Annotated in this window: 19 protein-coding genes; 10 read left to right on the top strand and 9 right to left on the bottom strand. The window is 71.6% G+C overall.

Going from position 1 to position 20,657, the window contains the following annotated elements:
* Positions 1-255 precede the first annotated feature (255 nt).
* Genes gnd through tkt form a run of 6 tightly spaced genes read right to left on the bottom strand, consistent with a single transcriptional unit; the run spans position 256 to position 8,530 of the window.
* The gene (gene gnd, locus IAG42_RS28615) at positions 256-1,131 is read right to left on the bottom strand and encodes a phosphogluconate dehydrogenase (NAD(+)-dependent, decarboxylating) (protein ID WP_188339843.1); all 876 of its coding nucleotides are present in this window, start codon (positions 1,129-1,131) and stop codon (positions 256-258) included.
* A gap of 6 nt (positions 1,132-1,137) precedes the next feature.
* A complete protein-coding gene (gene pgi / locus IAG42_RS28610) occupies positions 1,138-2,799 on the bottom strand; it encodes a glucose-6-phosphate isomerase (RefSeq protein ID WP_188339842.1) in 1,662 nt (553 codons plus the stop codon).
* Positions 2,792-3,739 carry a glucose-6-phosphate dehydrogenase assembly protein OpcA gene (gene opcA, locus IAG42_RS28605; RefSeq protein WP_188339841.1) on the bottom strand — a complete coding sequence of 316 codons (948 nt, stop codon included), beginning with the start codon at positions 3,737-3,739 and terminating at the stop codon, positions 2,792-2,794. Before opcA ends, pgi begins: the two co-directional genes overlap by 8 nt.
* Entirely contained in the window at positions 3,736-5,268 is a 1,533-nt protein-coding gene (gene zwf / locus IAG42_RS28600; RefSeq protein ID WP_188339840.1) for a glucose-6-phosphate dehydrogenase, read from the bottom strand. The genes opcA and zwf overlap by 4 nt, the downstream gene beginning before the upstream one ends.
* Positions 5,265-6,392 (bottom strand): transaldolase, encoded by a 1,128-nt coding sequence (gene tal / locus IAG42_RS28595; RefSeq protein WP_223206195.1) that lies wholly within the window; start codon positions 6,390-6,392, stop codon positions 5,265-5,267. Before tal ends, zwf begins: the two co-directional genes overlap by 4 nt.
* A gap of 41 nt (positions 6,393-6,433) precedes the next feature.
* The gene (gene tkt / locus IAG42_RS28590) at positions 6,434-8,530 is read right to left on the bottom strand and encodes a transketolase (RefSeq protein ID WP_188339838.1); all 2,097 of its coding nucleotides are present in this window, start codon (positions 8,528-8,530) and stop codon (positions 6,434-6,436) included.
* 184 nt (positions 8,531-8,714) lie between these two features.
* Here tkt and IAG42_RS28585 point away from each other — a divergent pair, with 184 nt between their 5' ends.
* Together IAG42_RS28585 and IAG42_RS28580 are read left to right on the top strand one after the other, a co-directional pair.
* The gene (locus IAG42_RS28585; protein ID WP_188339837.1) at positions 8,715-9,641 is read left to right on the top strand and encodes a helix-turn-helix transcriptional regulator; all 927 of its coding nucleotides are present in this window, start codon (positions 8,715-8,717) and stop codon (positions 9,639-9,641) included.
* Between the two features lie 61 nt (positions 9,642-9,702).
* Positions 9,703-10,098, top strand: coding sequence for a YchJ family protein (locus IAG42_RS28580; protein ID WP_188339836.1), 396 nt, complete (start codon positions 9,703-9,705; stop codon positions 10,096-10,098).
* A 24-nt stretch (positions 10,099-10,122) separates the two neighbouring features.
* Here the strand turns inward: IAG42_RS28580 and IAG42_RS28575 are convergent, their stop codons facing one another.
* The gene (locus tag IAG42_RS28575) at positions 10,123-10,824 is read right to left on the bottom strand and encodes a FadR/GntR family transcriptional regulator (protein WP_188339835.1); all 702 of its coding nucleotides are present in this window, start codon (positions 10,822-10,824) and stop codon (positions 10,123-10,125) included.
* A 168-nt stretch (positions 10,825-10,992) separates the two neighbouring features.
* On the opposite strand from IAG42_RS28575, the gene IAG42_RS28570 reads away from it, so the two are divergent.
* Both IAG42_RS28570 and IAG42_RS28565 read left to right on the top strand, forming a co-directional pair.
* Positions 10,993-11,511 carry a gluconokinase gene (locus tag IAG42_RS28570; RefSeq protein WP_188339834.1) on the top strand — a complete coding sequence of 173 codons (519 nt, stop codon included), beginning with the start codon at positions 10,993-10,995 and terminating at the stop codon, positions 11,509-11,511.
* A gap of 62 nt (positions 11,512-11,573) precedes the next feature.
* Positions 11,574-12,980, top strand: coding sequence for a GntT/GntP/DsdX family permease (locus IAG42_RS28565; RefSeq protein ID WP_188339833.1), 1,407 nt, complete (start codon positions 11,574-11,576; stop codon positions 12,978-12,980).
* A gap of 80 nt (positions 12,981-13,060) precedes the next feature.
* Here the strand turns inward: IAG42_RS28565 and IAG42_RS28560 are convergent, their stop codons facing one another.
* Positions 13,061-14,593: an APC family permease gene (locus tag IAG42_RS28560; protein ID WP_188339832.1), complete on the bottom strand. Its 1,533-nt coding sequence runs from the start codon at positions 14,591-14,593 to the stop codon at positions 13,061-13,063.
* Positions 14,594-14,630: 37 nt separating this feature from the next.
* Positions 14,631-15,593 (bottom strand): hypothetical protein, encoded by a 963-nt coding sequence (locus tag IAG42_RS28555; protein ID WP_188339831.1) that lies wholly within the window; start codon positions 15,591-15,593, stop codon positions 14,631-14,633.
* A gap of 281 nt (positions 15,594-15,874) precedes the next feature.
* Here IAG42_RS28555 and IAG42_RS28550 point away from each other — a divergent pair, with 281 nt between their 5' ends.
* The 6 genes from IAG42_RS28550 to IAG42_RS28525 all read left to right on the top strand — a co-directional run bounded on the left by IAG42_RS28550 (position 15,875) and on the right by IAG42_RS28525 (position 20,578).
* Positions 15,875-16,765: a DMT family transporter gene (locus IAG42_RS28550; protein WP_188339830.1), complete on the top strand. Its 891-nt coding sequence runs from the start codon at positions 15,875-15,877 to the stop codon at positions 16,763-16,765.
* Between the two features lie 127 nt (positions 16,766-16,892).
* A complete protein-coding gene (locus IAG42_RS28545; protein WP_223206449.1) occupies positions 16,893-17,381 on the top strand; it encodes an NUDIX hydrolase in 489 nt (162 codons plus the stop codon).
* 24 nt (positions 17,382-17,405) lie between these two features.
* Positions 17,406-17,798: a YidH family protein gene (locus tag IAG42_RS28540; RefSeq protein ID WP_188339828.1), complete on the top strand. Its 393-nt coding sequence runs from the start codon at positions 17,406-17,408 to the stop codon at positions 17,796-17,798.
* A gap of 6 nt (positions 17,799-17,804) precedes the next feature.
* Complete coding sequence (locus tag IAG42_RS28535; RefSeq protein ID WP_188339827.1) at positions 17,805-18,122, top strand: DUF202 domain-containing protein; 318 nt, start codon at positions 17,805-17,807, stop codon at positions 18,120-18,122.
* 198 nt (positions 18,123-18,320) lie between these two features.
* Positions 18,321-19,358: a phosphotransferase family protein gene (locus tag IAG42_RS28530; protein ID WP_188339826.1), complete on the top strand. Its 1,038-nt coding sequence runs from the start codon at positions 18,321-18,323 to the stop codon at positions 19,356-19,358.
* Positions 19,359-19,363: 5 nt separating this feature from the next.
* Positions 19,364-20,578 (top strand): acyl-CoA dehydrogenase family protein, encoded by a 1,215-nt coding sequence (locus IAG42_RS28525; RefSeq protein WP_188339825.1) that lies wholly within the window; start codon positions 19,364-19,366, stop codon positions 20,576-20,578.
* Positions 20,579-20,657 lie beyond the last annotated feature (79 nt).

The raw sequence follows: 20,657 nt of genomic DNA, 5'->3' as shown, positions 1-20,657 counted from the left end.
CGGCGAAGTCCTCGGTGGCCTCGGCGGCGCGGCGGGCGCGGGCCCGGGCGTCGGAGGCGGGGTCGTCGGTGTGCATCACGGACACCTCTCGGGGGGATCGGCGTACGGGTGTCCCGTGATGCTCGCCGCCCGGCCCCGGCCGGACACTGGCAGCGGCTGCCAGTGCTGGGCCGCCGCGCTGGCACCGCGCGCCAGCCCGGAACGCCGTGCGCCCCGCCGGCGTGATGCCGACGGGGCGCGGGGAGCGGGCGGGAGTTACTTCTTCTCGACCGCGTGGCCGCCGAACTGGTTGCGCAGGGCGGCGATCATCTTCATCTGCGGGGAGTCGTCCTGGCGGGACGAGAAGCGGGCGAAGAGGGAGGCCGTGATCGCGGGCAGCGGCACCGCGTGGTCGATGGCCGCCTCGACGGTCCAGCGGCCCTCGCCGGAGTCGGCCGCGAAGCCGCGCAGCTTGTCCAGGTGCTCGTCGTCGTCCAGGGCGTTGACCGCGAGGTCGAGCAGCCAGGAGCGGATGACGGTGCCTTCCTGCCAGGAGCGGAAGACCTCGCGCACGTCGGTCACCGAGTCGGCGGCCTCGAGCAGCTCCCAGCCCTCGGCGTAGGCCTGCATCATGGCGTACTCGATGCCGTTGTGGACCATCTTGGAGAAGTGGCCCGCGCCGACCTTGCCGGCGTGGACGTAGCCGAAGTCGCCTTCGGGCTTGAGGGCGTCGAAGACCGGCTTGACCTTGGCGACGTTCTCGTCGGAGCCGCCGACCATCAGGGCGTAGCCGTTCTCCAGGCCCCAGACGCCGCCGGAGACGCCCGCGTCGACGAAGCCGATGCCCTTGGCCGCCAGTTCCTCGGCGTGCTTCTCGTCGTCCGTCCAGCGGGAGTTGCCGCCGTCGACGACGAGGTCGCCCTCGGACAGGAGGTCCTTCAGCTCGTCGACGGTGGACTGGGTGGCGGCGCCCGCGGGGACCATCACCCAGACCACGCGCGGGGCTTCGAGCTTGTCGACGAGTTCGGCGAGGGAGGCGACGTCGGAGATCTCCGGGTTGCGGTCGTAGCCGATGACGTCGTGGCCGGCGCGGCGGATGCGCTCGCGCATGTTGCCGCCCATCTTGCCGAGACCGATGAGACCGAGCTGCATGTCAGTTCACTTACCTTCAGTGCGGCCGCGCAGGGCGCGGTACGTGTCGACGAGGGACTGGGTGGAGGCGTCGAGGCCGGGGACCTGCGCGCCTTCGGTGAGAGCGGGTTCGACGCGCTTGGCGAGGACCTTGCCGAGTTCGACGCCCCACTGGTCGAAGGAGTCGATGTTCCAGACCGCGCCCTGGACGAACACCTTCTGCTCGTAGAGGGCGATGAGCTGGCCGAGGACCGAGGGGGTCAGCTCGGTGGCGAGGATCGTCGTGGTCGGGTGGTTGCCCTGGAACGTGCGGTGGGCGACCTGCTCCTCGGCGACGCCTTCGGCGCGGACCTCGTCGGCGGTCTTGCCGAAGGCGAGGGCCTGGCCCTGCGCGAACAGGTTGGCCATCAGCAGGTCGTGCTGGGCCGCCAGTCCGGAGTCGAGCTCCTCGACGGGCTTCGCGAAGCCGATGAGGTCGGCGGGGATCAGCTTCGTTCCCTGGTGGATCAGCTGGTAGTAGGCGTGCTGGCCGTTGGTGCCGGGCGTGCCCCAGACCACCGGGCCGGTCTGCCAGTCCACGGCCTCGCCGTCGCGCTGCACCGACTTGCCGTTCGACTCCATGTCGAGCTGCTGGAGGTAGGCGGTGAACTTGGACAGGTAGTGGCTGTACGGGAGGACCGCGTGCGACTGGGCGCCGTGGAAGTTGCCGTACCAGATGCCGAGCAGGCCCAGGATCAGCGGGGCGTTGGCCTCGGGCGGGGCGGTGCGGAAGTGCTCGTCGACGAGGTGGAAGCCGTCGAGCATCTCGCGGAAGCGCGCCGGGCCGATCGCGATCATCAGGGAGAGGCCGATGGCGGAGTCGTACGAGTAGCGTCCGCCGACCCAGTCCCAGAACTCGAACATGTTGGCCGTGTCGATGCCGAACTCGGCGACCTTCTCCGCGTTCGTCGACAGGGCGACGAAGTGCTTCGCGACGGCTTCCTGTCCGGCGCCGAGCCCCTTCAGGAGCCAGTCGCGGGCGGAGGTCGCGTTCGTGATCGTCTCGATGGTGGTGAAGGTCTTCGAGGCGATGACGAACAGCGTCTCGGCCGGGTCGAGGTCGCGGACGGCCTCGTGGAGGTCGGCGCCGTCCACGTTCGAGACGAAACGGAACGTCAGGTCGCGGTCGGTGTACGGGCGCAGCGCCTCGTAGGCCATGGCGGGGCCGAGGTCGGAACCGCCGATGCCGACGTTGACGACGTTCCTGATGCGCTTGCCGGTGTGGCCGGTCCAGGCGCCGGAGCGGACCTGGTCGGCGAAGGCGGCCATCTGGTCGAGGACGGCGTGCACCTGCGGCACGACGTTCTCGCCGTCGACCTCGATCACGGCGTCGGCCGGGGCGCGCAGGGCCGTGTGCAGGACGGCGCGGTCCTCGGTGGTGTTGATCTTCTCGCCGCGGAACATGGCGTCGCGCTGTCCGGACACGTCGGTGGCGGCGGCCAGTTCGCGCAGGAGGGTGAGGGTCTCGTCCGTGATCAGGTGCTTGGAGTAGTCGATGTGCAGGTCGCCGACGCGCAGCGTGTAGCGGTCGGCGCGCTCGGGGTCGGCGGCGAACAGCTCGCGCAGGTGGGTGCCGTCGGTCTTGGCGCGGTGGTCCTCCAGGGCGGTCCACTGCGGGCGGCGCGTCAGCGGGGAGGTCGGGTCAGGCATGTTGAACGGACTCCTTGGAGTCGGAGGTGCCGGTGCCGGCCTGGAGCGCGACGGCGTACATCTCGTCGGCGTCGAGGCGGCGGAGCTCTTCGGCGATCAGCTCGGCGGTGGTGCGGACCTTCAGGGCGAGGGTGCGCTCGGGCTGGCCGGGCAGGGTGAGGGTGGCGAGGGGGCCGTCGGGGCGGTCGATGCGGATCTCTCCGTTCGCCGTGCCGAGCCGGACCGCGGTGACCACGGGGCCGGCGCTGACGACGCGCTCGACCGGGACGCCGAGCCGGGCGCCGAGCCAGCGGGCCAGGAGCTCGGCGCTGGGGTTGCCAGCCTCCGACTCGACGGCGGCCGAGGTCACCTCGACGCGGGCCTGGTCGAGGGCGGCGGCCAGCATGGAGCGCCACGGGGTGAGGCGGGTCCAGGCGAGGTCGGTGTCGCCGGGCGTGTAGGACACGGCGCGCCGGTCGAGGGCGTCGAGGGCGTCCGCGTCGGCGTACAGGTCGGTGATGCGGCGGGCGGCGAGGGCGCCGAGCGGGTCCTTGGCGGGCTCGTCGGGCGCGTCGACCGGCCACCAGACGACCACCGGGGCGTCGGGCAGCAGCAGCGGCAGGACGACGGAGGCGGCGTGGTGGCTCACCTCGCCGTACAGGCGCAGGATCACGGTCTCGCCGGTGCCGGCGTCGGAGCCGACCCGCACCTCGGCGTCGAGCCGGGTGCCCTGCCGGTCCCGCGGGGTGCGGGCCGTGCGCTTGATGACGACGAGGGTGCGCGAGGGGTGCTCGCGGGAGGCCTCCTCGGCGGCCTTGACCGCGTCGTAGGCGTTCTCCTCGTCGGTGACGATGACCATCGTGAGCACCATGCCCACGGCCGGGGTGCCGATGGCCCGGCGCCCCTGTACGAGCGCCTTGTTGATCTTGCTTGCCGTGGTGTCGGTCAGGTCGATCTTCATGGCCTGCGCCAGCTCCGTCCGTCTCGTGCGAGCATCTCGTCGGCTTCCACCGGGCCCCAGCTGCCGGAGGCGTACCGGGCCGGACGGCCGTGGGTGTCCCAGTGCTCCTCGACGGGGTCGAGGATCCGCCAGGACTCCTCCACCTCCTCCGTGCGCGGGAAGAGGTTGGCGTCGCCCAGCAGTACGTCCAGGATCAGCCGCTCGTACGCTTCCGGGCTGGACTCGGTGAACGACTCGCCGTAGGCGAAGTCCATCGAGACGTCCCGGATCTCCATCGAGGTGCCCGGAACCTTGGATCCGAAGCGTACGGTCATGCCCTCGTCGGGCTGGACGCGGATGACGATGGCGTTCTGGCCGAGCTCCTCGGTGGCGGTGGAGTCGAACGGGGAGTGCGGGGCGCGCTGGAAGACGACCGCGATCTCGGTGACGCGGCGGCCCAGGCGCTTGCCGGTGCGCAGGTAGAACGGGACGCCCGCCCAGCGGCGGTTGTCGATCTCCAGCTTCACGGCGGCGTAGGTGTCGGTCTTCGACTTGGGGTCGATGCCCTCTTCCTCGAGGTAGCCCTTGACCTTCTCGCCGCCCTGCCAGCCGCCCGCGTACTGGGCGCGCACGGTGGAGCGCTCCAGGTCGGCGGGGACGCGGACGGACTTGAGGACCTTGAGCTTCTCGTTGACGAGCGACTCGGCGTCGAAGGACGCGGGCTCCTCCATGGCGGTGAGGGCCATGAGCTGGAGGAGGTGGTTCTGGATGACGTCGCGGGCGGCGCCGATGCCGTCGTAGTAGCCGGCGCGGCCGCCGATGCCGATGTCCTCGGCCATCGTGATCTGCACGTGGTCGACGTAACTCCGGTTCCAGATGGGCTCGTACATCTGGTTGGCGAAGCGGAGCGCCAGGATGTTCTGGACGGTCTCCTTGCCGAGGTAGTGGTCGATGCGGAAGACCTGCTCGGGCGCGAAGACGTCGTGGACGATCGCGTTCAGCTCGCGGGCCGAGGCGATGTCGTGGCCGAACGGCTTCTCGATGACGGCGCGGCGCCAGGAGCCCTCGGGGGCGTCGGCGAGGCCGTGCTTCTTGAGCTGCTGGACGACCTTGGGGAAGAACTTCGGCGGGACCGACAGGTAGAAGGCGTAGTTGCCGCTGGTGCCGCGCTTCTCGTCGAGCTCGTCGACGGCGGCGCGCAGCTGCTTGAACGCGGTGTCGTCGTCGAAGTCGCCGGGGATGAAGCGCATGCCCTCGGCGAGCTGGGCCCAGACCTCCTCGCGGAAGGGGGTGCGGGCGTGCTCCTTGACCGAGTCGTGGACGACCTGGGCGAAGTCCTGGTCCTCCCACTCGCGGCGGGCGAAGCCGAGGAGCGAGAAGCCCGGGGGCAGCAGACCCCGGTTGGCGAGGTCGTAGACGGCCGGCATGAGCTTCTTGCGGGAGAGGTCGCCGGTGACGCCGAAGATGACGAGCCCGGAGGGGCCCGCGACGCGCGGCAGACGGCGGTCGCGGGGGTCCCTCAGGGGGTTGAGCCAGGCGGAGGCGCTCACTTGGCCTGCGCCTCCTCGCCGGCGAGGCGGGCGGAGACGGTGCCGAGCAGGTCGGTCCAGGCAATCTCGAACTTGGCGACGCCCTCGTCCTCGAGCTGCTGGACGACCTCGTCGTAGGAGATGCCGAGGGCCTCGACGGCGGCGAGGTCGGCGCGGGCCTGCTCGTAGCCGCCGGTGACGGTGTCGCCGGTGATCCCGCCGTGGTCGGCGGTGGCGTTCAGGGTGCCCTCGGGCATGGTGTTGACGGTGCCGGGGGCGACGAGCTCGTCGACGTACAGGGTGTCCTTGTACGCGGGGTCCTTGACGCCGGTGGAGGCCCACAGGGGGCGCTGCTTGTTGGCGCCGGCGGCCTCCAGCTCGGTGGCGCGCTCGGAGGCGAAGACCTGCTCGTAGGCCTCGTAGGCGAGTCGCGCGTTGGCGAGGGCGGCCTTGCCCTTGAGGCCCTTGGCCTCGTCGGTGCCGGCCTTGTCGAGGCGCTTGTCGATCTCGGCGTCGACGCGCGAGACGAAGAAGGACGCGACGGAGTGGATCGTGGAGAGGTCGATGCCGCGGGCACGGGCCTTCTCCAGGCCGGCCAGGTAGGCGTCCATGACGGCCTTGTAGCGGTCCAGGGAGAAGATCAGCGTGACGTTGACGCTGATGCCGAGGCCGATGACCTCGGTGATGGCCGGCAGGCCCGCGAGGGTCGCCGGGATCTTGATCATGACGTTGGGGCGGTCGACGAGCCAGGCGAGCTGCTTGGCCTCGGCGACGGTGGCCTCGGTCTCGTGGGCCAGGCGCGGGTCGACCTCGATGGAGACGCGGCCGTCGCGGCCCTGGGTGGTCTCGTACACGGGGCGCAGGATGTCGGCGGCGGCGCGGACGTCGGCCGTGGTCATCATGCGGACGGCCTCGTCGACGGTGACCTTGCGGACCGCGAGGTCGGCGAGCTGCTCCTCGTAGCCCTCGCCGGAGCCGATGGCGCCCTGGAAGATCGAGGGGTTCGTGGTGACGCCGACGACGTGGCTGTTCTCGACGAGCTCCGCGAGGTTGCCGGACTCGATGCGCTTGCGGGAGAGGTCGTCCAGCCAGATGGAGACGCCCGCGTCGGAGAGGGACTTGAGGGGGGCCACGGTGCTGCTCATGTTCTTCTTCATCTTCTTTCGAGTGCTATGACGCGTACGGGTCAACGGCGGGCGGCGGCGAGAGATTCCCGGGCCTGCTCGGCCACGTTCTCGGCGGTGAAGCCGAACTCGCGGAACAGGATCCCGGCGTCGGCGGAGGCGCCGAAGTGCTCCAGGGAGACGATCCGGCCGGCGTCGCCGACATAGCGGTACCAGGTCAGACCGATGCCGGCCTCGACAGCCACACGGGCCTTCACGGACGGCGGAAGGACGGCGTCCTTGTAGGCCTGGTCCTGCTCCTCGAACCACTCGACGGACGGCATCGACACGACGCGGGTCGCGACGCCCTCGGCCTCCAGCTGCTCGCGGGCGGCGACGGCGAGCTGCACCTCGGAGCCGGTGGCGATCAGGACGACGTCCGGGGTCTCCTTCGAGGCGTCGGCGAGGACGTAACCGCCGTTGGCCGCGTCCTCGTTGAGCGCGTACGTGGGCACGCCCTGCCGGGTGAGCGCCAGGCCGTGCGGGGCCGGCTTCGCGGAGCCGCGGCGCAGGATCTCGCGCCAGGCGACGGCCGTCTCGTTGGCGTCGGCCGGGCGGACGATGTTGAGGCCCGGGATGGCGCGCAGCGAGGCGAGGTGCTCGACGGGCTGGTGGGTGGGGCCGTCCTCGCCGAGGCCGATGGAGTCGTGCGTCCACACGTACGTGACGGGGAGCTGCATCAGCGCGGACATGCGGACCGCGTTGCGCATGTAGTCGGAGAAGACCAGGAACGTGCCGCCGTAGATGCGGGTGTTGCCGTGCAGCGCGATGCCGTTCATCTCGGCGGCCATCGAGAACTCGCGGATGCCGAAGTGGACGGTGCGGCCGTACGGGTCGGCCTCGGGCAGCGGGTTGCCCTTCGGGAGGAAGGAGCTGGTCTTGTCGATCGTGGTGTTGTTGGAGCCGGCGAGGTCGGCGGAGCCGCCCCACAGCTCGGGCAGGACCGGGCCGAGGGCCTGGAGGACCTTGCCGGAGGCGGCGCGGGTGGCGACCTTGGTGCCTTCCTCGAAGGTGGGGAGCGCGTCCTGCCAGCCCTCGGGCAGGCGGCCCGCGACGATCCGGTCGAGCAGCTTCGCGCGCTCGGGGTTGTCGGTGCGCCAGGCGCCGAGCTGCTTGTCCCAGGCGGCGTGCGCCTCGGCGCCGCGGTCCAGGGCGGTGCGGGCGTGGGCGAGGACCTCGTCCTCGACGATGAAGGTCTGCTCGGGGTCGAAGCCGAGGACGCGCTTGGTGGCGGCGATCTCGTCGGCGCCGAGCGCGGAGCCGTGCGAGGCCTCGGTGTTCTGGGCGTTCGGGGCGGGCCAGGCGATGATCGTGCGCATCGCGATGATGGACGGGCGTCCGGTCTCGGCCTTGGCGGCGGCGAGGGCCTCGTACAGGGCCTTGACGTCGGTGTTGCCGTCGACGAGCGGCTCGATGCGCTGGACGTGCCAGCCGTAGGCCTCGTAGCGCCCCAGGACGTCCTCGGAGAACGCGGTCTCGGTGTCGCCCTCGATGGAGATGTGGTTGTCGTCGTAGACGAAGACGAGGTTGCCGAGCTTCTGGTGGCCGGCGAGGGAGCTGGCCTCGGCGGAGACGCCCTCCTCCAGGTCGCCGTCGGAGACGATCGCCCAGATGGTGTGGTCGAAGGGGCTGGCGCCCTCGGGGGCCTCGGGGTCGAAGAGGCCGCGCTCGTAGCGGGCGGCCATCGCCATGCCCACGGCGTTGGCGACGCCCTGGCCGAGCGGGCCGGTGGTGGTCTCGACGCCGGCGGTGTGGCCGTACTCGGGGTGGCCGGGCGTCTTGGAGCCCTGGGTGCGGAAAGCCTTCAGGTCGTCGAGCTCCAGCTCGTAGCCGGCGAGGAAGAGCTGGGTGTACAGGGTGAGGCTGGTGTGGCCGGGCGAGAGGACGAAGCGGTCGCGGCCGGTCCACTCCGGGTCGGCCGGGTCGTGCCGCATGACCTTCTGGAAGAGGGTGTAGGCGGCGGGGGCGAGGCTCATGGCCGTGCCGGGGTGTCCGTTGCCGACCTTCTGCACGGCGTCGGCCGCCAGCAGACGCGCGGTGTCGACGGCTCGCTGGTCGAGCGCGGTCCACTCGAAGGGACGCTCGAAGGGGTCGAGACCGTGCGGTGTCTGCGTGCTCATCTGTGGGACTTCCTTCGCATCCGTTGTCCTGTCCACGTGCCCGAAGGCACCGCCCGGCCGGGACCAAAGTCCCAGGTCGAACCGGTACCCAACTTAAAGGTCATACTTTTGAAACGGCAGGTGCCCCCGTGCCGTTGTTCGGTGAAAATGGGACACCCACAGGCCCCGAAGCCGAGGAAGGTCGATGACGGAGCAGGACCCCGCGCAGACGAGCGCACATCTGGGAGCGACCCCGGAAGAACGAGCGCGCATCCGCACGTATCCCTTCGATCCGCGCACCAGCGTGTCCGGGGTCGGGATCCAGGTCGGCCCGATGGGGACCGAGGGTCCGTGGGCCGGCGGGGCCGATCTGTCGCGGCGTGTGCACCGCATCGACTTCCACGTCTTGCTGTTCTTCCGCGCGGGCCCGGTGCACCACATGATCGACTTCGCGGAGTACGAGGTCGGCGCGGGCGACGTGCTGTGGATCCGGCCCGGTCAGGTGCACGGCTTCTCCGCGACCGAGCCCTACGTGGGCACGGTGCTGACCATGCAGCCGGGCTTCCTGCCCCGCTCGATCGTCGAGGCGACCGGCCTGTACCGCTACGACCGGCCGCCGCTGCTGCACCCCGGCCCGGACCAACTCGCCGCGCTCGAAGCCTCGCTGGCGCAGTTGCAGCGCGAGTACCTGGACACGGAGACGCTGCCGCTGAGCCTGCACACGAACGTGCTGCGGCACACGCTGACGGCGTTCATGCTCCGGGTCGCGCACGTGTCGGCGCAGGCCGCGGCGGACGAGTGCCGGCCTCAGCCGGACACCACGTTCACCCGGTTCCGCACGGCCGTCGAGCGCGGCTTCAAGACGAACCACAGCGTGAGCGCCTACGCCGACGAACTGGGCTACTCGCGGCGGACGTTGGTGCGCGCGGTTCGGGCGGCGACCGGGCAGACCCCGAAGGCGTTCATCGACCGGCGGGTGGTCCTGGAGGCGAAGCGGCTGCTCGCGCACACGGATCTGCCGGTGGGCCGGATCGGGGTCGCGGTCGGCTTCCCCGACTCGGCGAACTTCTCGAAGTACTTCCAGCAGCACGCGGGGACGACCCCGGCGGTCTTCCGCGCCGAGCAGGTCTGAGCCGAGCGGCCCCACAGGTCTGGGGGCACGCCCGCAAGGGCCGCTGGGTAGAGTCGGCGCCATGGCACGCCCCACCCCGACCACCTGCCCCTGCGGCCTTCCCGCCGCCTACGAGGACTGCTGCGGCCGCTACCACTCGGGCCGGTCCGCCGCGCCCACGGCCGAGGCGCTGATGCGGTCCCGGTACGCCGCGTTCACCCGCAAGGACGCTGCCTATCTGCTGCGCACCTGGCACCCTGACACGCGGCCGCCGGCGGTGGAGTTCGACCCGGGGCTCACCTGGGTGGGCCTGGAGGTCCTGGAGACGACCGACGGCTCGGCGTTCCACCAGCGCGGCACCGTCACCTACCGGGCGCGCTACAAGGACGACGGCCGGGCGGGCTCGCTGCACGAGCGCAGCCGGTTCGTCCGGGTCGACGGCGCCTGGGTGTACGTGGACGGCGACTTCATCGAGTAACCCGGCCCCCGCGGCGGGGTGCGTTCAGGGCGCGAGGATGTCCAGCTCCTGGAGCGCGCCCACCGCGATCTCCCGCGTGAGCGCCTCCGCGCGTTCCGCGTCCTTCTCCCGGACCGCCTCCGCGACGCGCACGTGCAGCGTGACGGCGGCCGGGTCCGGATCCTCGAACATGACCTGGTGGTGGGTACGGCCCGCCAGGACCTCGGCGACCAGGTCGCCCAGGTGCGCGAACATCTCGTTTCCCGACGCGTTGAGCACGATCCGGTGGAAGTCGATGTCGTGCACGAGGTACTTCTCCAGCTGCTGGCCGCGCGAGGTCTCGACCATGCCGAGGGCGCACTCGGTGAGCGCGGCGCACTGCTCGGGTGTGGCATGGCGGGCGGCGAGGCCCGCGGCGACCGGTTCGACCGCCGAGCGCAGCACGGTGAGCGAGCGCAGCTGGCGCGCCCGGTCGGCGCCGGCGAGGCGCCAGCGGATGACCTGCGGGTCGTAGACGTTCCACTCCGCGGCGGGCCGCACGGTGACGCCGACCCGGCGGCGCGAGGCGACCAGGTGCATGGACTCCAGGACGCGCACGGCCTCCCGCATGACCGAGCGTGAGACCTCGTACTGCTGCGCCAGTTCGTCGGTGCGCAGCACGCTGCCCGCGGGGTACTCCCCCGCGGTGATGGCGGGACCGAGGCTTTCGAGTACGCGGGCGTGCAGGCCCCGGTCCTGTGTGGTCATGTCGAAAGAGTACGAGGCAGGACGTGACGCGCACGACGCGGCACCGGAACCCGGAATAAATAGTCTGACTTTTATGTCACAACCTCTTGAATTAGTCAGACCTATTGGGTTTCAGTGACGTGACACAGCGATGTCGACGAAGACAGCGATGAAGACAGCGAGGCAGCGATGAGCACCCCCCACGTCGTCGTGGTCATGGGCGTGGCAGGCACCGGCAAGACAACGATCGGTCCCCTGCTCGCCGAGCGTCTCGGCGTTCCGTACGCCGAGGGCGACGACTTCCACCCGCAGGCCAACATCGACAAGATGTCGGCCGGGACGCCCCTGGACGACGACGATCGCCGCCCCTGGCTCGAGGCCATCGGCCGGTGGGCGCACAGCCGCGCCGGACTCGGTGGCGTCGTCTCCAGCTCCGCGCTCAAGCGGAGCTACCGGGACCTGCTGCGCTCCGAGGCCCCGGACGCCGTCTTCCTGCACCTCACCGGCAGCCGTGAGCTCATCCTCGACCGGATGAGCCACCGCGAGGGCCACTTCATGCCGACGAGCCTGCTGGACTCTCAGTTCGCCACGCTCCAGCCGCTCCAGGCGGACGAGGCGGGCGTCGACGTCGACGTGTCGGGCTCCCCGGAGGAGATCACGGACCGGGCCGTCAAGGCCCTGGCCGCGCTCGACTCCGACCAGCCCTAGCCCTCCCCCACCCCCCCGTAGTCGTTCCGTCCCCCTCCCCTCCTCGTACAAGGGATCAGACCGTGACCAGTCTCAGTGTCGAGATGCTGGCAGCGGACGCCGTCGAGCCGATCACGTCCGCGGGCCATGCCCAGCTCGGGATCGCCGTGCTCGTCGGCATCGCCGTCATCGTCCTGCTCATCACGAAGTTCAAGCTCCACGCCTTCCTCGCGCTGACCATCGGTTCGCTCGCGCTCGGCGCGGTCGCCGGCGCCCCGCTCGACAAGGTCATCACGAGCTTCAGCGCCGGTCTCGGTTCGACCGTCGCCGGTGTGGGTGTGCTGATCGCGCTCGGCGCGATCCTCGGCAAGCTGCTCGCCGACTCCGGCGGCGCCGACCAGATCGTGGACACGATCCTCGCCAAGGCCGGCAAGTCCGGTGGCAAGGCGATGCCGTGGGCGATGGTCCTCATCGCCTCGATCATCGGTCTGCCGCTCTTCTTCGAGGTCGGCATCGTGCTGCTGATCCCGGTCGTCCTGATGGTCGCCAAGCGCGGCAACTACTCGCTGATGCGGATCGGCATCCCGGCCCTCGCCGGTCTGTCCGTGATGCACGGCCTGATCCCGCCGCACCCCGGCCCGCTCGTCGCGATCGACGCGGTCGGCGCCAACCTCGGCATCACCCTGGCGCTCGGCGTCCTCGTCGCGATCCCGACGGTCATCATCGCCGGTCCGGTGTTCTCGAAGTTCGCCGCGAAGTGGGTGGACGTCCCCGCGCCCGAGAAGATGATCCCGGCGCGCGCCTCGGACGAGCTGAAGGGCCGTCCCAGCTTCGGCGCCTCGGTCGCCACGATCCTGCTGCCCGTCGTGATGATGCTGTCGAAGGCGCTCGTCGACATCATCGTGGACAACCCCGAGCACACCGTGCAGCGCGTGTTCGACGTCGTCGGCTCGCCGCTGATCGCCCTGCTCGCGGCCGTCATCGTGGCCATGTTCACCCTGGGCCGCCCGGCGGGCTTCACCAAGGGCAAGCTGGCCTCCACGACCGAGAAGTCGCTCGCCCCGATCGCGGGCGTGCTGCTCATCGTCGGCGCGGGCGGCGGCTTCAAGCAGACCCTGATCGACTCCGGCGTCGGCCAGATGGTCCTGGACATCTCCAAGGACTGGTCGATCCCGACGCTGCTGCTCGCCTGGCTGATCGCGGTCGTGATCCGGCTCGCGACGGGTTCGGCGACGGTCGCGACCGTCTCGGCGGCCGGTCTGGTGGCCCCGCTGGCGGCCGGTATGACCGACACGCACACGGCGCTGCTGGTGCTGGCGATCGGCGCGGGCTCGCTGTTCTTCAGCCACGTCAACGACGCGGGCTTCTGGCTGGTCAAGGAGTACTTCGGGCTCAGCGTCGGGCAGACGGTGAAGACCTGGTCGGTGATGGAGACGATCATCTCGGTCGTCGCCGGTGGCCTGGTCCTGCTGTTGTCCGTACTGATCTAGCGCCACGGGCCCGGCACACGGCGGCGGCCCCCACCCGACCTCTCCGGTCGCGTGGGGGCCGCCGCCGTTCTCCGTGCGGGTCAGCCCGCGCGCTTCTCCAGCTGGAACGCCTCGTTGCCGAGGCCGATCCGAGCGTGCGCCTGCGGGTTGCGGGCGCGCAGCACCAGGCTGTACGCCACGCCGGCGAGGGCCGCGAGCACGATGACGCCGGGCAGGATCCAGGTCAGCGCGGAGCCGGGCGCGGAGGCCAGGAGCACGTCGAAGTCCTTGACCGTGTACCCGGCGATGACGAGCAGCGCGAGAGCGGCGAGGCCGGAGGCGAGCAGCCGCCAGATCTGGGCGCCGGCCGCACCGCGCCGCACGAAGAAGACGATGACGGCGAGGGAGGCGGTGGCCATCAGCACGATGACGCCGAGCGCGCCCACGTTGCCGCCCCAGGTGAACAGGCGCAGGACCGGCGCGGTCGGGTCGCCGGCGGGGCCCGAGTCGGTGACGGCGAAGACGAGGACGACGACGAGGGAGATCACGGACTGCAGCACGGAGCCGGTGCCGGGCGCGCCGCTCGCGCTGTTGGTGCGGCCGAAGCGGGCGGGCAGCAGGCCCTCGCGGCCCATCGCGAAGGCGTACCGGGCGACCACGTTGTGGAAGCTGAGCAGCGCCGCGAACATGCCGGTCACGAACAGCACGTGCACGACGTCCGTGAAGGTGCCGCCGAGCCGGTCCTCGGTGAGCCCGAACAGCAGGCCCGCGGACTGCTTGCGGGCCTCGCCGACGATCGCGCCGGGGCCGGTGGCCACGGTCAGCGCCCAGGCGCTGAAGGCGAAGAACAGGGCGACGCCGCCGACGGCCAGGAACATGACGCGGGGCACGAGGATGTGCGGGCGGCTGGTCTCCTCCGCGTAGACCGGGGCCTGCTCGAAGCCGGTGAAGGCCGCGATGCAGAAGCACAGGGCCGTGCCGAGGCCGACGCCGGAGAGGGTGCCCGGGTCGAAGGCGTCCAGGGACAGGCCCTGGCTGCCCGGGTCACTGATGGCGGCGATGTCGAAGACGACCACGACGGCCACCTCGACGAGCAGCAGCACGCCGAGCACCTTGGCGTTCACGTCGATCTTCAGCAGTCCGAGCACGGCGACCGCGACGACGGCCAGGAGCGCCGGGATCCACCAGGCGATCTCCAGGTCGAGGAACTGCTGGGCGAGCCCGGAGACCTCGAAGCCGAACATGCCGTAGATGCCGACCTGCAGCGCGCTGTAGGCGACGAGCGCGACCAGGGCCGCGGCGGCGCCGGCGGTCGGGCCGAGCCCGCGCGCGATGTACGCGTAGAAGGCGCCGGCGTTGTGCACGTGCCGGCTCATCTCCGCGTAGCCGACGCTGAACAGGGTCAGGACGACGCCGAGGATCAGGAAGAGCAGCGGCATGCCGACGACGCCCATCACCGCGAACGTCGTGGGCATGACACCCGCGACGACCATCAGGGGGCCGGTCGCGGCGAGCACGGAGAGCAGCAGCCCCGCCGTGCCGAGCCGCCCGGCCCGCAGGGCGCTCTCCTCGCCTATGAACGTGCTGATGCCCGGCTCCGCCGTGCTCTCGGCCGTTCTGTCGCTCGTGGTCATCGGGGGGTGTCCCTTCACGGTGGGTCGTGGTCGACGGCTACGCCGTGCCGAGCGCGGCACTGCGCGCGGCACGGAACGCTTCGTACGGGTCCCGGTCGGGGTAGGACCAGGGCTCCGGTGTGACGTGCGGTCCGATGCGGTGGAACAGGGCGGCGGCCTCGGCGGGGCGGCCCTCGCAGTACTTGGCGTGGGCGAGGAAGTTGAGGTCGACGCGGTCGCGCGGACGGGCGGCGCCGGTGGGGGTCTCGCCCCACTCCAGCCACCAGTCGAAGGCGGCCTTCATGACGACGCGGGCCCGGCGGCCGGCCCAGTGGCCCGAGGCCTTGGGGTCGGCGGGCTCGGTGCCCGCCTTCGCGAGGACCCGGTAGCGCTCGGCGTGGGCGACGACGGGCAGGACGGCGAGCGGCGAGGAGGGCGGGGCCTGCTCGGCGGCCCAGGCGGCGAAGTCGTAGACCTCGTGCAGCGGGTCCTGGCCCGCGGCGGCACGGCGCTCGGCGAGCCGGGCGACCATGAGGTGGTGGGCGTGGTGGTGGCCGGGGTGCCGGTGGCGGACCTCGTCGAAGAGCCGCACGACGTCCTCCTCGCGGCCCAACTCACGCTCCAGGAGGAGCAGTCCGAGCCAGGGCGTGGGATCGGCGGGGACCAGGGCGGCGGCGTCGAGGCAGCCGTCGCGGATCTTGTCCGGGCGGACCTTGCCGGCGAGCGCCCGGTGGACGCCGGCGCAGGCGAGCAGGACGGCGGCGTCCGTCGACTCCGGTTCGACCAGGAGCCAGTCGCGGACCCAGGCGGTGGTGGTGGGCTCCTGGGCCAGGACCATGATCCGGTGGCCGCGCCGGTCCCAGTCGTCGCCGGTGCCCGCGAGCAGCGTTCTGGCCTCGGACCACCGGCCCTGGGCGAGCGCGGTGCGGGCGGCGACGAGGTCGGCGTCGTCGAGCGCGGGATCGAAGGAGTGCGTGGCCTTCTTGCGAGGGCGGCCGAGCGGGGGCGGGGGTGGGGACACCGCGACGGTTCCTCTACGACTTTTCAGTAACGCCGTCTGCGGCGCGCGAGGCTGCGCGGTCGGGGCGGCCAAGGGGCGGATGATCACGCACAGCAAACCGGTAGGGAGGGCTCCCCGTCAAGGGTGATCGGAAGACGGGCTTCACCAACTCGTCGCACATTCCGACGAGTTCACTTGCATGACATTTCAACCACCTCGCGGCCGCGGGCGCTGCCGGGCCCGGAGCGCTATCGTCAGCCGCATAGCGATGTGTTTTCCGAGCGCAGTCCGAGGTGCACAGCGTGCCGGTTCTCGTCCTCGTCCTCGCCGTGAGCGCGGCCTTCTGTCTGGGCATCGGCTTCGTGCTCCAGCAGAACGCGGCCCGGCGCGCCCCGCTCGGCGACTTCCTGCGGCCCCGGCTCCTGCTCGACCTGATGCGGATGCCCCGCTGGCTCGCGGGCATCGGGTTCATGGTGTGCGGCATGGCGCTCGGCGCGGTGGCGCTCGGCAACGGCGAGGTGTCGCTGGTCGAGCCGCTGCTCGCGACGAACCTCCTCTTCGCCCTGCTGCTCTCCCGGCTCCAGACGTACGTGCCGCTGGGCCGGCAGGGCTGGCTCGGTCTCCTGCTGCTCGCGGGCGGCGTCACCGCCTTCATCGTGGCGGGGCAGCCCAGCGGGGGCGGCGAGAAGGCGGGGCCGCTGCGGCACTGGCTGATCATCGGGCTGATGGTGGGCGGGGCTCTGCTCCTCGCGGCGCTCGCCAAACGGTCCCGGCTGAGCAAGGCGCCGGTGCTCCTGGCGGTGGCGACCGGGATGCTCTACGGGGTGCAGGACGCGCTGACCCGGGTCAGCGGGCAGCGGTTCCAGGCGGGCGGCCTGAGCCATCTGTTCCTGGGCTGGCAGCCGTACGCGGTGCTGCTGCTCGGGGTGACGGGGCTGCTGCTGGTGCAGAGCGCCTTCGAGACGGCGCCGCTGCGGATGTCGCTGCCCGCGCTGACCGCCGCGCAGCCGCTGGCCGGGATCGCGTGCGGGGTGGGATTCCTCGGGGACCGGCTGCGCACGGACGCGGCGGCGCTGACCTGGGAGGTGCTGGGGCTGGCCGGGATCGTGGCGGGGGTCGTCCTGCTGGGGCTGCATCCGGCGATGCCGGGGGCGGCGGCGCACGACCGGAACGCGGAGTCGAGCCCGGTGTAGGGGCGGGGCCCGGGGCACGGCTTAGCCTCGGGGCATGAGTTCTGCGAGTTCTGCGAGCCCTTCCGAGGGCGCCGAGAGTTCCGAGGCGCCTGAGGTGTCGGCGCACGCGGCGCGTTCGGCCGAGGAGATGCTGGACATCGTCGACGCGGACGACCGTGTCGTGGCGCAGGTGGCGCGTGGCGAGGCGTACGCGCGGGGGCTGCGGCACCGCTGCGCGTTCGTCCTGGCCCGCGACCCGGAGCGCCGGGTGTTCGTGCACCGGCGCACCGGCACCAAGCTCGTCTTCCCCGGGATGTACGACATGTTCGTGGGCGGGGTGGTCGGCGCGGGAGAGACGTACGACGAGGCCGCGCTGCGGGAGGCGCAGGAGGAGCTCGGCGTCTCCGGGCTGCCGCAGCCGACGCCGCTGTTCCGCTTCCTGTACGAGGACGGGGCGGGGCGCTCGTGGTGGTCGGCGGTGTACGAGGTGGTCTGCGACCGGCCGGTGAACCCGCAGGCCGAGGAGGTCGCCTGGCACGCGTTCCTGCCGCAGGAGGAGCTGGACCGGCGCATCGGCACGTGGTCGTTCACCCCGGACTCGCTCGCGGCCTGGGCACGCCTGCGGGCCCGCGGCTGACGGACACCGCCTAAGGTCCACACCGTGATCGAATTCGCACGCAACGTACGGCTCTGGTTCGCCCCGGAGCGGGTCAGGGACGACGGCGAGACGCCGGACTACCGGTTCTCGCTGGCCAACGAACGGACCTTCCTGGCCTGGCTGCGCACCGCGCTCGCGCTGATCGGCGGCGGTTTCGCGGTCGACCAGTTCCTGCCGGACCTGCCCTGGGGCTGGCGGGTCGGACTCGCGCTCGCCCTGCTCGTCTCGGGCGCGCTGTGCTCCCTGCGGGCCGTCAGCCACTGGGTGCGCTGCGAGCGGGCCATGCGCAAGGGCGAGGACCTGCCGGTGTCCCGGTTCCCCGCGCTGCTGAGCGTGGTGATCGCGCTGGTCGCCGTCGCCATGGTGGTCGTGGTGTTCGCCGGCTGGGCGGGGTGAGCGGGCGTGGAGGAACCGGTACGTGATCCCGGACTGCAGCCGGCGCGGACCCGTCTCGCGTGGCGGCGTACGACGCTGTCGTGCACGGTGGCCGCGATCCTGGCCGGACGGACGGCGCTGAGCGGCTCCGGCGGGGCGCTCGGCTGGGTGGCGGCCGCGCTGTGCCTGCTGGTGTGGCTGGGCTTCCTGGCGGTGGCGCACCGGCGCATCACGGGCCTCGCGCTGCACGAGGTCGCGCCGCCGGTGATGTCGCGGCGCGGGGCGGTCATGGCGTCGCTGTGCACGGTGGCGCTGGCGGTGTTCGCGTCGCTGCTCGTCACGTGAACCGTGTGACGTGAGCGGCGCGGCGTGAGCGGCGGACCGGCACGGCCCGGGGAGCGTCCGGCGAGGCCCTCTTCCGTGAACGCGCGGGACGAGGCAGCGTAAGAACGATCACGTTCGTCCGCATCACTGGACGACATACCGACCAGTCAGCATGATGGTGGCCGACGACGCTGCCGCCCGTTTCCCCGGAGGACCCCGATGAGCCACCCCCCAGGTCTCGACCTCGACCAGCTGCGCGCCCACCTCGACCGGGAGCGGCCCGGACTGGTCGGCGGTCCGCTGACCGCGCGGCTCATCGAGGGCGGGCGCTCCAACCTGACGTACCAGGTCGGGGACGGGACGACGCGATGGGTGGTGCGGCGGCCGCCGCTCGGCCACGTCCTGGCCACCGCGCACGACATGAAGCGCGAGCACCGGGTCATCGCCGCCCTGCACACGACCGACGTGCCGGTGCCCGAGCCGGTCCTGCTGTGCGAGGACGACTCCGTGCTCGGGGCGCCCTTCTACGTCATGGAGTTCGTCGACGGCACCCCGTACCGGACCGCCGAACAGCTCGCGACGCTGGGCCCGGAGCGGACCCGCGCGGCCGTGCTCGGGCTCGTCGACACGCTCGTCGACCTGCACGCCGTGGACCCGGAGGCGGTCGGCCTCGGCGACTTCGGCCGGCCGGAGGGCTTCCTGGAGCGCCAGCTGCGCCGCTGGGGCAAGCAGCTCGACGCCTCCCGCAATCGCGATCTGCCCGGCATCGACGCGCTCCAGGCCGCGCTCGGCCGTACCCTGCCGGACTCCCCCGCGCCGACGATCGTGCACGGCGACTACCGGCTCGACAACGTCCTGGTGCGCCAGGACCCGGACGGTGTCGACCGGATCAAGGCGATCCTCGACTGGGAGATGTCGACGCTCGGCGATCCCATGACGGACCTGGGCCTGCTGGTCATGTACAGCACGGACCTCGGCATGACCGAGTCCCCCGTCTCCACGACCGCGACGGCCCCGGGGCACCCGGACCCGGCCGAGCTGATCGAGCGGTACGCCGCGCGCTCGGGGCGCGACGTCTCCGCGATCGCCTGGTACACGGCGTTCGCCTGGTTCAAGCTCGCCGTGATCCTCGAGGGCATCCACTACCGGTACACGCTGGGCCAGACGGTCGGCGCCGGCTTCGACCGGATCGGCGAGCTCGTCCCGGTCTTCATCGAGCACGGCCTGACCACGCTCAAGGCCCCCCAGGAAGGCTGACCCGCATGGACTTCGCATTCGACGCCCGCACCGAGGAACTGCGGGAGCGGCTCCTCGCCTTCATGGACGAGCACGTGTATCCGGCCGAGGCCGTCGCCGCCGAGCAGCGCGCCGCGCTCGACTCGCCGTGGCAGACGCCCGCCGTGGTCGGGGACCTCAAGGCCGAGGCCCGCCGGCAGGGCCTGTGGAACCTGTTCCTGCCCGACGCCGAGCACGGCGCGGGCCTGACCAACCTCCAGTACGCGCCGCTGGCCGAGATCACCGGCCGCTCCCCGCAGCTCGCGCCGACCGCGCTGAACTGCGCCGCCCCGGACACCGGGAACATGGAGGTGCTGGCCCAGTTCGGCACCGAGACCCAGCGCAAGCAGTGGCTGGAGCCGCTGCTCGCCGGGGAGATCCGCTCGGCGTTCGCGATGACGGAGCCGGAGGTCGCCTCCTCCGACGCCACGAACATCACGACGCACATCGAGCGCGACGGCGACGACTACGTCATCACGGGCCGCAAGTTCTACATCTCCGGCGCCATGAATCCGGACTGCAAGATCTTCATCGTGATGGGCAAGACGGACCCGGACGGGCCCGACATCCGCCGCCAGCAGTCCATGGTCCTCGTCCCCCGCGACACCCCGGGCGTCGAGGTGCGCCGGGCGATGACCGTGTACGGCTTCGAGGACCACTGGCACGGTGGCCACGCCGAGGTGGTCTTCGACCACGCGCGCGTGCCCGTCTCGAACCTGATCGGCGAGGAGGGCGGCGGCTTCGGCATCGCCCAGGCGCGGCTCGGTCCGGGCCGCATCCACCACTGCATGCGGCTGATCGGCATGGCCGAGCGGGCCATCGAGCTGATGTGCCGCCGGGCCGTGGGCCGCACCGCGTTCGGCAAGCCGCTGGCTCAGCAGGGCGTGGTGCAGGAGTGGATCGCGGACGCGCGGGTCACCGTGGAGCAGCTGCGGCTGCTCGTCCTGAAGACGGCCTGGCTGATGGACACGGTGGGCAACAAGGGGGCGCACACCGAGATCCAGTCCATCAAGATCGCGACGCCGCGTGCGGTGGTCGACATCATCGACAAGGCGGTGCAGCTGCACGGGGCGGGTGGTGTCTCCCAGGACTATCCGCTGGCGGAGCTGTGGGCTGCCGCCCGGACCCTGCGACTGGCCGACGGCCCCGACGAGGTGCACCAGCGATCGCTGGCCCGGCGGGAACTGAAGCGGTACGTCTAGGCTCGCCGCCGGGTGCGGGCCTGTGGGGCTTCTCGCGCAGTTCCCCGCGCCCCTGAAATGCATGGCGCTTCGCGCCGCA

The organism is Streptomyces xanthii (assembly GCF_014621695.1).
Classification (GTDB): Bacteria; Actinomycetota; Actinomycetes; order Streptomycetales; family Streptomycetaceae; genus Streptomyces; species Streptomyces xanthii.
Note: the sequence above shows the minus strand (reverse complement) of the source record. Positions and strands in the feature narration are given on the sequence as shown.

Bases quoted from the DNA above. Each gene is read 5' to 3' on its own strand.
- IAG42_RS28570 (WP_188339834.1), top strand. From the start codon at position 10,993: ATGAGCACCCCCCACGTCGTCGTGGTCATGGGCGTGGCAGGCACCGGC.
- IAG42_RS28575 (WP_188339835.1), bottom strand. From the start codon at position 10,824: ATGACCACACAGGACCGGGGCCTGCACGCCCGCGTACTCGAAAGCCTC.
- IAG42_RS28580 (WP_188339836.1), top strand. From the start codon at position 9,703: ATGGCACGCCCCACCCCGACCACCTGCCCCTGCGGCCTTCCCGCCGCC.
- gnd (WP_188339843.1), bottom strand. From the start codon at position 1,131: ATGCAGCTCGGTCTCATCGGTCTCGGCAAGATGGGCGGCAACATGCGC.
- tal (WP_223206195.1), bottom strand. From the start codon at position 6,392: ATGAGCAGCACCGTGGCCCCCCTCAAGTCCCTCTCCGACGCGGGCGTC.
- IAG42_RS28525 (WP_188339825.1), top strand. From the start codon at position 19,364: ATGGACTTCGCATTCGACGCCCGCACCGAGGAACTGCGGGAGCGGCTC.
- opcA (WP_188339841.1), bottom strand. From the start codon at position 3,739: ATGAAGATCGACCTGACCGACACCACGGCAAGCAAGATCAACAAGGCG.
- IAG42_RS28560 (WP_188339832.1), bottom strand. From the start codon at position 14,593: ATGACCACGAGCGACAGAACGGCCGAGAGCACGGCGGAGCCGGGCATC.
- tkt (WP_188339838.1), bottom strand. From the start codon at position 8,530: ATGAGCACGCAGACACCGCACGGTCTCGACCCCTTCGAGCGTCCCTTC.
- IAG42_RS28545 (WP_223206449.1), top strand. From the start codon at position 16,893: ATGCTGGACATCGTCGACGCGGACGACCGTGTCGTGGCGCAGGTGGCG.
- pgi (WP_188339842.1), bottom strand. From the start codon at position 2,799: ATGCCTGACCCGACCTCCCCGCTGACGCGCCGCCCGCAGTGGACCGCC.
- IAG42_RS28530 (WP_188339826.1), top strand. From the start codon at position 18,321: ATGAGCCACCCCCCAGGTCTCGACCTCGACCAGCTGCGCGCCCACCTC.
- IAG42_RS28585 (WP_188339837.1), top strand. From the start codon at position 8,715: ATGACGGAGCAGGACCCCGCGCAGACGAGCGCACATCTGGGAGCGACC.